Origin of the sequence: Frigoribacterium sp. ME-P-080 (assembly GCF_030209595.1) — a bacterium.
In the GTDB taxonomy this organism is placed as follows: Bacteria; Actinomycetota; Actinomycetes; order Actinomycetales; family Microbacteriaceae; genus Frigoribacterium.
On the sequence record NZ_JARVRR010000003.1, the window covers coordinates 707,822 to 718,495 of the forward strand.

A 10,674-nucleotide genomic window follows, 5' to 3' on the forward strand; every position below is an offset into this window, starting at 1 on the left:
ACGGAGGGCACTCACCATCAGACCGCGGCCGCCGCCCGCGCGACGTAGCCCTCGACGAGCCGCTCGCTGGCGGCCTCCGTGTCGGGCACCGTGGCGCGGTCGACCGTGAGCCGGGCCCAGTCGTCACCCAGCACGAGGTCGGTGACGCACTCCGTCGCCGAGCAGGACCGGTACGCCCGGTCACCGTCCGCGAGCCCGGGCACGCTCACGGCCGTGTCGGGGTCGAGCAGACCGAACTCGATGCGCTGATCGAGGGCCCAGGCGCCTCCGGCCAGGACGCTCTCGCTGCTGTAGGGCGTCGTGTCGTCGAGGATCGAGCACGACGTGGCGACCGCCCGACTCCAGGCCGCGGCGTAGACCGACCAGCCACCGCCCGGGGTCAACACGAACAGGTCGTCACCCGCGCCGAGGGCCTCGCGCTCGAGCGCGGCGTCGGCCACGCAGGACCAGGGCCGGGCCGGCCCGCCGAGCGGCCAGGGGTCGTCCACCACGTCGGCCGACGAGACGACCTCGGTCACCTCGGCGACGACCGGTGCGAAGCGCTGCTCGGACGTGGCCTCGACGGACGGCGCGAACTCCGTCGCGATGATCGACACCCAGCTGTCGCCGACCAGCTGGTCGAAGGTGCAGCCCCGGAAGGTCTCGTCGCCGAAGCACCGGCCGTCGGGGTCGTCGCCGTAGATCTCGACGAACCGCGGCCACGTGTCACCGGCGTGCGGGAGAACCTGCACGAGCAGGCCGCTGTAGCCGCCGCCCCCGGTCGGGTTGTTCTTGCCGTCCGACGACCCTCCGTCGTTCCACGTGCACGAGAGCCCTCCTTCTTGGGCGATCGCGTAGTCCGAGGGCCTGACGGAGTCGCGGTCGTAGTAGTCCCGCGGAGTCCATGACGCGTCGATGGCACCGGCGGTCTCGGCGGACAGCAGACCCGCGCAGTCCACCCCGAGTTCGGTGACCGGCGAGTCGGCGACCGGTGTCGGCGTCGCCGTCGCCGTCGGCCCGGAGGCCACCGGCGTCGACGGCTCCGAGTCGTCACCGCCCGCACCGCCACTCGTGCACGCCACCAACAGCATCGTCGTCGCGAGCGTCGACGCGAACGCCGCCCCGACCCGTTTCGTCGTCGTCCCCATGCCCCGACGCTACCGAGCAGAGGAGGCGCGGGCCGTCTCGATCGCGCAACGGTCGTACCCGATCGCCGCGGGACGGGGGACAACGGCATCACGGTCTCGTCACGACGAGGCCCGCAGCCGACTCCGCCCGTCGACCGGCCCGACCGTGCTGTCTACAGTCGACCGACCGTGCTCACCCGACGCGCGGCACCACTCGTCCCGGGGGAACCATGTCCACATCACGCCGCCTCGGCGCCGCCACCGCCCTGCCCGCCGTCGCCTTGGCCGCGGCCCTCGTCCTCACGCCCGCCACGGCCTTCGCCGCCGAGGGCGACCCCGTGTCGACCGACGCCCCGACCGGCACCTCGACGCCGACCGACTCGACGTCGGCCGACTCGACGAGCGCCACCGCCGTGACCGTCCCGGGCGAGGCCGCACCGGCGGTGCCCGAGCAGGCCGGACCCGACACCCCGGCCGTCGCCCCCGCGACGCCCGCGAGCGGCGCCACCGACACCAGCGGATCGTCGGAGGGAACGACCCACGCGGCCTCACCGGAGGCCGACGCCCCGGTCGAGACCCCGGCCTCGACCCAGGAGGTCGCTCCGGCCGGGGCCGCGGCCGACGTGGTCGTCGACGACCTCTTCGTCCTCATCCCCGTCACCGCCGCGCACCCGGGCCAGGCCTTCCCGGTCGTCGCCCAGGGCTTCACACCCGGTGACGTCGTGGCCGTCACGGTGTCGGGCGACGGCGTGCCCGCCGATGCCGACTACGTCTCGTTCGACGACTCCCCCGTCTTCGACGAGGACGGATCGACGGTGTTCTGGGTGGAGCTGCCGGCGACCTTCGCCGTCGGGGGCGTCGTCACGGTCACGGTCGCGGACGGCAGCGGCCTCTCGACCTCGTCCGACGTGCCGGTGACGGCCTCCGTCCCGGCCCCCGCGCTCTTCGCACCGGTCGGCGCGACGGCCGGTGTCGTCACCGTGAACGGCCAGAACGGCATCCCCGGCGGCTACGCCCTCGTCGAGGTCTACGACGCCGACGATCTGGTCACCGAGCTGCCCGACCCGTCGACCGATGCGCCATCGCCGGACGCCGACCCGACGACTGAGCCCGACCCGACGACTGAGCCCGACCCGACGTCCGACGCCGAGCCCACCGGCGACGAGATCGCCTTCGAGATCCAGGTCGACGTCGACCCCGTCCCCTACGAGGTCTCGGGCTCCGCGACGGCCGTGGTGCCCGTGGACGCGGACGGACGCTTCGCGGCCCGCTTCGTCCTGCCCGCCGGCGACTTCGCGACGGACGCCTACACCTTCGACGCCGACTTCACGACGGAGAGCGACTTCTCGGAGGCCGTCGTCTTCTCGGTCGCCCCGGCCGTCGTCGTGCCCGCCGTCACGACCCCGGGCACCGTCGCCCCGACCGCACTGCCGGTACGTCGCGTCGCCGCCGTGACGCCGACCCGCGCGACGTCGCTCGCCTACACGGGGTCGGAGCCGTCGGGCGCGCTGACCTGGTCCCTCGGTGCCGTCCTCGCCGGGGCCGGTGCGCTCGTCGTCGGCCGCCTGCGCCTGCGTCGCCGCTGAGTCGAACCCGGCGGCCCCCTCAGGCCGCCACGATGTCCACAGCCCGCCACGAGATCTCGTGGCGGGCTGTGTACATCGTGGCGGCGTGCGGCGGGGCGCAGCGCGGCGCCGCCGCGGCCACCCGTCAGGGCGCGGGCTCACCCGGGGCCGGCGGGTCGCGGACGACCTGCTCGGCTCCGGCCTTGTCCAGCGTCCCCGGGAAGTTGAACCGCCCGAACTTCCCGGTGGGGTCGTGCGGGCTCACCGGGCGGGCGATCGAGGAGGCGCGGATCACCTCGATCAGCAGGTCGCGTCGGGCGTCGTCGAGCGCGGGCGTCGACCGCTCCCTGAGCAGCACGGACGCCGTCGGCCCCCGACGTCGGCCGATCTTCAGCAGCAGACCGGCCTGGTCGCCGTCGCTCAGCCCCACGAGCTCGGCCCGTTCGACCTGGTCGAACGGCACCACCCGATGGCGGATGCGCAGTCGACGCCCTTCGAGGTCGATCGCGAAGGGGGCGTTGAGCCACAGCACGACGTTCCACCCGACCGCGGCGGCGGTCGCCCAGAACACGAACGAGATCGGCACGGCGATCGGGCCGAACAGATCGACCAGCGACTCGCCGCCTCGAGAGAAGAAGGCACCGGCCGTCCCAAGGATCACGGTCGCGGGCAGGAAGACCCGCATCGCCCGCACCAGCACCCTCTGCTTCGGCTCGTCGTCGAACACGATCCAGGTCTCGTCGGACATGCCGTCACCGTACCGGGCCGCGCCCCCGAGGCGTCGGAGACGACCCCGCCACTCCCCTGGTGTAGACAATCCCTCATGGACAAGGCCGTACCCGACCCGCCTCGCCACCGTTCCGAGCAGAAGCTGCGGGGCGCTCAGGCCTGGATGGTCAGCCTGTACGCGCTCCTGACCCTGCTGCTCGTCGCCCAGCTCACCTGGCGGGCGCAGTCCGAGGGCCGTGACGGCTCGTGGTTCGTCATGCTCGTCGGCACCGTCCTCTTCGCTGCCGCCGTCGTGGTGCTCGCCCTGCGCACCCTCGCCCTCTCGTCCTGGCGACGCCTCTCCGTGGACCCCGGCGAGCGCCTCCTCTGGGGCACCTTCGCCGAGCGCGTCCTGCCCACCGGAGGCGCGGCCTACCCCGGTCGCTTCGCCCTGTCCACGACGCGGTTGCGCTACGTGCCCGACCCGGTCTCGCGCCTGCGCGGGGTGACGGCCGAGGAGTGGTCCGTGGCCGCGCTGCACGACGTCCGCGTCACTCCGGTGGACGAACGCCGTCGTCGGCGGGGCGGCCGCTGGGTGATGGTCGACGTCGAGGGCGGCGCCCCGATCACCCTCATGTCGAACGAGTCCCACCTGGTCGCCGACGAGCTCTTCGAGGCGCTGGAGGTCGCCTCACCGGCGACCCGCGACTAGGCGAGCCGCGCCTCCAGGCCGGCCCGCACGTCGGGCCACTCGGCCCGGACGATCGAGAAGTAGGCCGTGTCGCCCAGGGTGCCGTCGGCGGCGACGCGGTGCGAACGCAGCATCCCCTCGGGGACGGCGCCCAGCCGACGGATCGCTGCCGCGCTCCGCAGGTTGCGGGCGTCGCAGCGCAGCGCGACCCGGTTCAGGCCGAGGGCGTCGAACGCGTGCGTGAGCAGCAGCAGCTTGGTCGCGGGGTTCGTCCGTCCGCCCCAGAAGGGGCGGCCGTACCAGGTGCTGCCGATCTCGACCCGCCCCTGCGCCGGCACGAGGTCGTAGAGGGTCGTCGTGCCCCGCACCTGGCCGTCGTCCTCGCCGCGCACCGTGAACGCGAGGGTCGTCGGGTTCGCGAGTTGCGCCTCCACGTGCTCGGCGTAGGCCGCGACGCTCGTCGGACGCTGCGTCACCATGCCCGCCCACAGCCCGTCGTCGGTCAGCGGCCAGAGCGCGGCAGCATCCTCGACGGCGAGCGGATCGAGCCGCACGCCGTGCCCCACCAGCGCGACGTCGTGGATCATCGGTCCTCACCTGACGTGCTCATGCGCACGATCCTAGGGACCGTGGACGAGGAGGCGCGGCGCCGGCCACGGCCACCGGTCACGACGCCCCGCGCGCATCCGCTACGGTGATCGATCACAGCCCACGAACTGGGGGCCGCGGCACGACCCCACCGTGCCGCACCATCGTCTGACGCGTCCGACCCGACGGGCCCGCCCGAGGAGACACCCATGAGCACCCACAGCACCCCCACCCGCCTGCGCGAGGACGACGTCGACGGCGTCGTCTGGGACGCCGCCCAGGAGGCGCGACTCGCGTCCGCCCCCGCCCGCACCTCGGCCGCGGCCGCGGCCCTGCCCGCCCAGGGCCCCGCCGCCGTCTGACCCGGCGCCCCCGCGATCCGACCGGCTACGGGCGGTCGGCGTCGTCCCGCTCGTCGACCCCGTCGGCGACACGCTCGTCGGCGTCGTCCCGCTGATCGACCCCGTCGAGCGGCGCGACCGGAGCCCCGGTCGCCACCGCACCGGCGGTCGCCACCTCGGACGCCGTCCCGGCACCGCGCCTCCCGGCCCGCCCGGCGCCACGACCGTGCGCGGCGCGCTCGGCGGCCTCGAGCTGCTCGGCCTCGTCGCCCGACAGCGCCTCGCCGCGGGACACCATGCCGGCCACGTCGGAGAGTCTGATCTGCGGCAGGAAGAGCGACAGCACGAACGCCACGGCGATGAACGGGATCAGGTAGGCGAAGACCGGCGCCAGCGAGTCGGCGTAGGCCTCGACGACGAGACGACGGATCTGCTCGGGCAGCTGGTTCAGCGTCGCGGGGTCGAGGGTCGCGGTGGCCTGCGAGGCGTCACCGGCCGACGCCCCGGCGCCCGTGAAGACGTCCGTCAGGTTCGAGGTGAGCCGGCTCGTGAACAACGCACCGAAGATCGCGACGCCGAGCGCGGCGCCCACCTCGCGGAAGTAGTTGTTCGTGCTGGTCGCCGTGCCCACGTTCTGGGCGTCGACCGAGTTCTGCACCACGAGCACGACGACCTGCATGATCAGGCCGAGGCCCGCACCGAAGAGGAAGAGGAACACGCAGATCAGCCAGAGCGGGGTGTCGGCGGTCAGGGTCGTGAAGAGCGCCATGGCGATGCCGGTCAGGATCGTGCCGACCACCGGGAACACCTTGTACTTGCCGGTCCGGGTGATCAGGTTGCCCGACAGGATCGACGTGCCGATCAGGCCGACCATCATCGGCAGCAGCAGCAGGCCCGAGACCGCCGCCGACGCGCCCGACGACATCTGCAGGAAGGTCGGCACGAACGCGATGGCGGAGAACATGCCGATGCCGAGCACGAAGCCGACGGCGGTCGCGAGCACGAACACCTTGTTGCGGAAGAACGACAGCGGGATGATCGGGTCGTCGGCACGCGACTCGACGAGCACGAACAGCGACGCCGCCACCACGACCCCGGCGCCCCAGAGCCAGGTCTCGGGCGCACCCCAGCCGTGGTCGTCCTGACCGCCGAACTCGGTGAAGAAGATCAGGCAGGTGGTCGCCGCCGACAGCAGCACCACGCCGAGCACGTCGATGCGCTTGGTGGCCTTCTTGCTCGGCAGCGTCAGGGCGGCCCACGTGATGGCGAACGCCGCGATGCCGACGGGGATGTTGATGTAGAACGCCCACTGCCAGGTGAGGTGGTCGACGAAGAAGCCGCCGAGCAGGGGCCCGCCGATGGCGGACAGGCCGAAGACCGCGCCGAGCGGGCCGAGGTACTTGCCGCGCTCGGAGGCGGGCACGATGTCGGCGATGATCGCCTGCGAGAGGATCATCAGACCGCCGCCGCCGAGGCCCTGGATCGCGCGGAACACCACGAACATCCAGAAGTCGGTGGCGAAGGCGCAGCCGATGCTCGCGAGGGTGAAGATCGCGATCGCCACGAGGAACAGGTTGCGACGGCCGAGGACGTCGCCGAACTTGCCGTAGATCGGCATGACGATCGTCGTGGCGAGCAGGTACGCCGTGGTGATCCAGGCCTGGTGCTCGACGCCGCCGAGCTCGCCGACGATGGTCGGCATGGCCGTCGACACGATCGTCTGGTCGAGGCTCGACAGCAGCATGCCCGAGATGAGGGCGCCGAAGATGATCCAGATGCGTCTCTTCGTCAAGAGGAAGGGCGCGTCGGCCTTCGCTGCGGTGGTGGTCGTCATGGCTGGGTCACAGCGCCTTTCGGTCGTGGTCGGCAGGGTGGGTCGGGGCGGGCGGGGAGGCGGGGCCACGAGGCGCGGCGGCGGCGAAGAGCTCGCGGGCGATCACGAGCTGGTCGGCGAGGACGGCGTCGAAGCGCTCGTCGTCCCGCCCCTCGGCGGAGAAGAACCGTTCGAAGGCCCGCTGGACGAGTCCGGTGAGCAGGGTCACCGCGACGTCGATGCGGGGATCGCCCACGTCGAGCCCCTCGTGTGCGGCCACGGCCGAGACGACGCGTCGCCGCTGCTCGTCGCCCTGCCGCATCATGGCGCCGAACAGGCGGGGCTCGCGGTCGAGTGCGGCCTTGAAGTGCACGGCCTGCCCGCGGGTGAGGCCGACGTTCTCGACACGCTCGACGACGAGCGCGCCCAGGTCGTCGAAGACGGTCGACAAGGGCGGGAGGCGCGGGTCGCGTCGCGAGGACGAGTACCCGTCGAGCGCCTCGTCGTCGTCGTCGAGCGCGACGCCGACGACGACGTCGTCCTTCGACGCGAAGTGGTTGAAGAACGTCCGACGCGAGATGCCGACCGAGGCGCAGAGCTCCTCGATGGTGAAGCCGGCGAGTCCGTGCTCGGCCGTCAGGCGCCGGGCGGCAGCGGTCAACGCGACGCGGGTGCGCAGTCGACGCTGGGCCGTCTTGCCGGCGGTCGTGGCCATCGCGCGCCTCCTGGTCTCGTCGCTCTCGTGATCGGCGACGTCGCCGGGGGCCTCGCGGCCGAAGACGATGATTGCACTTTCGCGCCAGGAGTGCAATCACGCATCCTGTGAACCCGCCCTCCCACCGGGGCGGCTGGGGGCTACGCGGCAGAACCATCCGCGTCCCCTGAGAACGACGTCGCCGGACGTCAGGTGTTGCCTACGCTGATCGGATGAGTGCACCGAGAGCCCGCCGCGTCTGCCTGTCGGTCGCCGGTTTCGCCCTCGTGGCGATCGGCCTGGCCGTCCTGGCGTTCACCTTCGACTGGGATGCCCCGACGATGCTCGGCCTGCCCGCCGGGCTCGCCGGCTTCTCGCTGATGATCGCCGGCGCGATCGCCGCCGAGGTCGGCTTCCGCGGGGCGGTCAAGGCGCGGAGGCGCGAGGTCGCGGTCCGTCGGCGCTCCCACGTCACCGACCTCGAGCGCACGTCGTAGCGGTCGCGGTCAGACGGTCAGCCACTTGATCGCCGGGTAGAGCACCCGGGCGATCTTGCGGGGGCACGGGAACGACGTCTTCGTGCCGTCTCGTTCGTTGAGCGTGATGACCGGTCGATCCGCGACCGTCGAGTAGTCGACGGTCTCGAGCGAACCGGCAGGGATCTCGTGCGTCGTGGGGCGTCCGGCGGTGTCACGGAGCACGTAGACGAGACGATCGTCGTGCACCTGCATGCCGTGCTGCGCACCGCCTGCCGTCCAGGTCACCGAGAGTCTCACGAGCCGACCCTAGCGGGTCGCCGGGCCGCGGGGGCCGGGGCGTCGCCCACCGGCTTCCGCCGGACCTCCCGACCAGGAGGCGCGGCGTCGGTCGTCCTCACGGAGTCGCGACCCCGAGGGCGTCACCCAGGTCGCGGAAGACCGCCTCGGCGACGGGACGACGGGACGCGGACAGCGCCTCCTGCACGACTCGTCCGTAGAGGATGCCGGCCTCGTCCACGCCGCTCGACCCCTCGGCGGTGAGCGCCAGGACGAAGCTGCGTCGATCGGTCGGGTGCTGGAGCCGGACGACGAGACCGGCGGCCTCGAGGCGGTCCGCCAGGGCCGTCATGGCACCCGACGAGAGCCCCAGGGCTTCGCCGACCTTCTTGGGCGGGGTGTCGCCGTGCACCGAGAGGTGCACCAGGGCGAGGTAGTCCGTGGCGCCGACGCCCATGCCCTTGGCCAACCGGTCGTTCACGGACGCGATCCGGGACTGCAGGCGTTGCAGCGCGACGAGCACGGCCGTGACGTCGTCGGTCCGCGGCTCGGGGCGGGTGTCGGCACGGGTCTCGGCACGGGGCGCGACGGTCGTCTGCGCGTCGGGGGCGGGGGTCATCGGGTCTCCGGGAGGAATCGGATCGGGTACGGCGTCCACCTCGGCCCGGGGTTCGGGTCCCGTCCGACGACTGCGCGACACATGTCGCTTATTGAACGAGCAACTCGATCACCAAGTAGTTAGATGATCGTACCATCGGTGGACGGGCCCCGGAAGTCCCCCGGTCACGGGTCGTCCGTCGATGCATCCGGTGCACGATCCGACTCGTGAGGCGAGTAAACTCGCGGCGGACTCGGCGCCAGGGTCCGGCCAACCGGGGTCGACGACGATCCGACGACACGATCGACACCGCAGGAGCAACCCCATGACCGCAGACCCCCGCCCCCACGTCGTCATCGTCGGCGGCGGCTTCGCCGGCATCGCGGCGATGAGGTCCCTCCGAGACGCCGACGTCCGCATCACCCTGATCGACCGCCACGTCTACAACATGTTCCAGCCGCTCATGTACCAGGTCGCCACCGGCGGCCTCAACGCGGGCGACGTCACCTACTTCCTGCGCAGCCTGCGGTCCAAGCAGTCGAACGCCGAGTTCCGCCACGGGCTGCTCACGACGATCCGCGCCGACGAGCGCATCATCACCCTGCGCGACGGCGAGGAGATCGCCTACGACGCCCTGGTCCTCGCCAACGGCGTCAACACCAGCTACTTCGGCACCAAGGGCGCCTACGAGTACGCCTACTCGATGTACTCCCGCTCGCAGGCGCTGCGCATCCGCGACGAGCTCTTCACGCAGCTCGAGAACGCCGCGGCCTCGGTGGGCAGCGGCGAGGTGCGCGTCGTCATCGTCGGTGGCGGTGCCACGGGCGTCGAGATGGCCGGCGCGCTGGCCGAACTGCGCGACCAGGCGTTGAAGGACGCCTACCCCGAGATCGACGCGTCGAGCATCACGATCACCCTCGTGCACCGCAGCGGCGAGTTGCTCAAGCCCTTCTCCCCTCGTCTGCGCAAGTACGCCGCCAAGGTGCTGCGCAAGCGCGGCGTCGACCTGCGGCTCGACACGGGTGTCGAAGAGGTCCGTCCCGACGGCGTCGTCGCCGCGGACGGCGAGTTCATCCCGGCCGAGCTCGTCATCTGGGCCACCGGCGTCGCGGCCCACGCCGAGGTCGCCTCGTGGGGCGTGCCGCAGACCCATGGTGGACGCATCCAGGTGAACGACGACCTCACGGTCAAGGGCTTCGACTGCATCTTCGCCGCGGGTGACATCGCCGCCACCGACGACGCCCTCGCTCAGCTCGCCCAGCCGGCGATCCAGGGCGGCGAGCACATCGGCGAACAGATCGTCCGCCTGCTCGCCGGCAAGAAGCTCGCGCCGTTCAAGTACCACGACAAGGGCACCATGGCCACGGTGGGCACGAACGCCGCCGTGGTGCAGTTGCCCAACGGCTTCACGCTGACCGGCCCCGTCGCCTGGCTGTTGTGGGTGTTCGTCCACATCACGAGCCTGCTCGGGAACGGCAACCGACTCTCGACCCTCACGCACTTCTTCGTGCGCTACCTCTGGGCGCTCCGCAAGCGGGCCATCCCCATCGTGGGCGACGTCCGGCCGGTGCGCCCGAACGGCGACCGGGCGCCCGAGAAGTGGCAGACCGAGAAGGCCGAGTAGCGGTCGGCGCCTCCTGACCCGGACGCCGAGAACCCCGTTCACGAAGACGAACCACGATTGATCGGGGTTCTTCTTCGCGAACGGGGTTCTTCGTTGATCGGGACGTGCCCGATCGGTCGAGCGGGGGTGTTACTCGGTGGCGGCGGTGATCTTCGCGACGCCGACGAGCATCTCGTCCTGGACGGCGTCGG

The 10,674-nt window shown here is 72.1% G+C and carries 12 protein-coding genes; 5 read left to right on the forward strand and 7 right to left on the reverse strand.

Translation table 11 applies throughout. The features are described 5' to 3' along the window. Positions 1-17: 17 nt before the first annotated feature. The gene (locus QRN23_RS08540) at positions 18-1,127 is read right to left on the reverse strand and encodes a hypothetical protein (protein ID WP_285063234.1); all 1,110 of its coding nucleotides are present in this window, start codon (positions 1,125-1,127) and stop codon (positions 18-20) included. 209 nt (positions 1,128-1,336) lie between these two features. On the opposite strand from QRN23_RS08540, the gene QRN23_RS08545 reads away from it, so the two are divergent. Then, on the forward strand, positions 1,337-2,692 hold the full coding sequence (locus QRN23_RS08545; RefSeq protein ID WP_285063235.1) for a RodZ family helix-turn-helix domain-containing protein: 1,356 nt from the start codon (positions 1,337-1,339) through the stop codon (positions 2,690-2,692). Positions 2,693-2,816: 124 nt separating this feature from the next. Here the strand turns inward: QRN23_RS08545 and QRN23_RS08550 are convergent, their stop codons facing one another. Then, the gene (locus QRN23_RS08550; RefSeq protein ID WP_285063236.1) at positions 2,817-3,419 is read right to left on the reverse strand and encodes a hypothetical protein; all 603 of its coding nucleotides are present in this window, start codon (positions 3,417-3,419) and stop codon (positions 2,817-2,819) included. 75 nt (positions 3,420-3,494) lie between these two features. Between QRN23_RS08550 and QRN23_RS08555 the strand changes: the two genes are divergently transcribed. After that, positions 3,495-4,091, forward strand: coding sequence for a hypothetical protein (locus tag QRN23_RS08555; RefSeq protein WP_267658877.1), 597 nt, complete (start codon positions 3,495-3,497; stop codon positions 4,089-4,091). On the opposite strand, the gene QRN23_RS08560 is transcribed toward QRN23_RS08555, so the two are convergent. Beyond that, positions 4,088-4,657 (reverse strand): GNAT family N-acetyltransferase, encoded by a 570-nt coding sequence (locus tag QRN23_RS08560; protein ID WP_267658878.1) that lies wholly within the window; start codon positions 4,655-4,657, stop codon positions 4,088-4,090. The genes QRN23_RS08555 and QRN23_RS08560 overlap by 4 nt on opposite strands. A 210-nt stretch (positions 4,658-4,867) precedes the next feature. On the opposite strand from QRN23_RS08560, the gene QRN23_RS08565 reads away from it, so the two are divergent. Continuing rightward, complete coding sequence (locus QRN23_RS08565) at positions 4,868-5,020, forward strand: hypothetical protein (protein ID WP_157485397.1); 153 nt, start codon at positions 4,868-4,870, stop codon at positions 5,018-5,020. Between the two features lie 25 nt (positions 5,021-5,045). On the opposite strand, the gene QRN23_RS08570 is transcribed toward QRN23_RS08565, so the two are convergent. Then, positions 5,046-6,833, reverse strand: a complete 1,788-nt coding sequence (locus tag QRN23_RS08570) for an MDR family MFS transporter (RefSeq protein WP_082460370.1) — start codon at positions 6,831-6,833, stop codon at positions 5,046-5,048. A gap of 7 nt (positions 6,834-6,840) precedes the next feature. Further along, the gene (locus QRN23_RS08575; protein WP_056047085.1) at positions 6,841-7,527 is read right to left on the reverse strand and encodes a TetR/AcrR family transcriptional regulator; all 687 of its coding nucleotides are present in this window, start codon (positions 7,525-7,527) and stop codon (positions 6,841-6,843) included. 212 nt (positions 7,528-7,739) lie between these two features. Between QRN23_RS08575 and QRN23_RS08580 the strand changes: the two genes are divergently transcribed. Further along, entirely contained in the window at positions 7,740-8,003 is a 264-nt protein-coding gene (locus QRN23_RS08580; RefSeq protein WP_056047088.1) for a hypothetical protein, read from the forward strand. A gap of 9 nt (positions 8,004-8,012) precedes the next feature. Here the strand turns inward: QRN23_RS08580 and QRN23_RS08585 are convergent, their stop codons facing one another. Both QRN23_RS08585 and QRN23_RS08590 read right to left on the reverse strand, forming a co-directional pair. After that, on the reverse strand, positions 8,013-8,282 hold the full coding sequence (locus QRN23_RS08585; RefSeq protein WP_148053652.1) for a hypothetical protein: 270 nt from the start codon (positions 8,280-8,282) through the stop codon (positions 8,013-8,015). A gap of 97 nt (positions 8,283-8,379) precedes the next feature. Next, positions 8,380-8,880, reverse strand: a complete 501-nt coding sequence (locus tag QRN23_RS08590; protein WP_173151792.1) for a MarR family winged helix-turn-helix transcriptional regulator — start codon at positions 8,878-8,880, stop codon at positions 8,380-8,382. 304 nt (positions 8,881-9,184) lie between these two features. Between QRN23_RS08590 and QRN23_RS08595 the strand changes: the two genes are divergently transcribed. Then, a complete protein-coding gene (locus QRN23_RS08595; protein ID WP_056047096.1) occupies positions 9,185-10,483 on the forward strand; it encodes an NAD(P)/FAD-dependent oxidoreductase in 1,299 nt (432 codons plus the stop codon). The last annotated feature ends 191 nt before the right edge of the window (positions 10,484-10,674 follow it).

Coding starts and splice junctions, on each gene's coding strand:
- QRN23_RS08540 (WP_285063234.1), bottom strand. CDS start 1,127: ATGGGGACGACGACGAAACGGGTCGGGGCGGCGTTCGCGTCGACGCTC.
- QRN23_RS08545 (WP_285063235.1), top strand. CDS start 1,337: ATGTCCACATCACGCCGCCTCGGCGCCGCCACCGCCCTGCCCGCCGTC.
- QRN23_RS08550 (WP_285063236.1), bottom strand. CDS start 3,419: ATGTCCGACGAGACCTGGATCGTGTTCGACGACGAGCCGAAGCAGAGG.
- QRN23_RS08555 (WP_267658877.1), top strand. CDS start 3,495: ATGGACAAGGCCGTACCCGACCCGCCTCGCCACCGTTCCGAGCAGAAG.
- QRN23_RS08560 (WP_267658878.1), bottom strand. CDS start 4,657: ATGATCCACGACGTCGCGCTGGTGGGGCACGGCGTGCGGCTCGATCCG.
- QRN23_RS08565 (WP_157485397.1), top strand. CDS start 4,868: ATGAGCACCCACAGCACCCCCACCCGCCTGCGCGAGGACGACGTCGAC.
- QRN23_RS08570 (WP_082460370.1), bottom strand. CDS start 6,833: ATGACGACCACCACCGCAGCGAAGGCCGACGCGCCCTTCCTCTTGACG.
- QRN23_RS08575 (WP_056047085.1), bottom strand. CDS start 7,527: ATGGCCACGACCGCCGGCAAGACGGCCCAGCGTCGACTGCGCACCCGC.
- QRN23_RS08580 (WP_056047088.1), top strand. CDS start 7,740: ATGAGTGCACCGAGAGCCCGCCGCGTCTGCCTGTCGGTCGCCGGTTTC.
- QRN23_RS08590 (WP_173151792.1), bottom strand. CDS start 8,880: ATGACCCCCGCCCCCGACGCGCAGACGACCGTCGCGCCCCGTGCCGAG.
- QRN23_RS08595 (WP_056047096.1), top strand. CDS start 9,185: ATGACCGCAGACCCCCGCCCCCACGTCGTCATCGTCGGCGGCGGCTTC.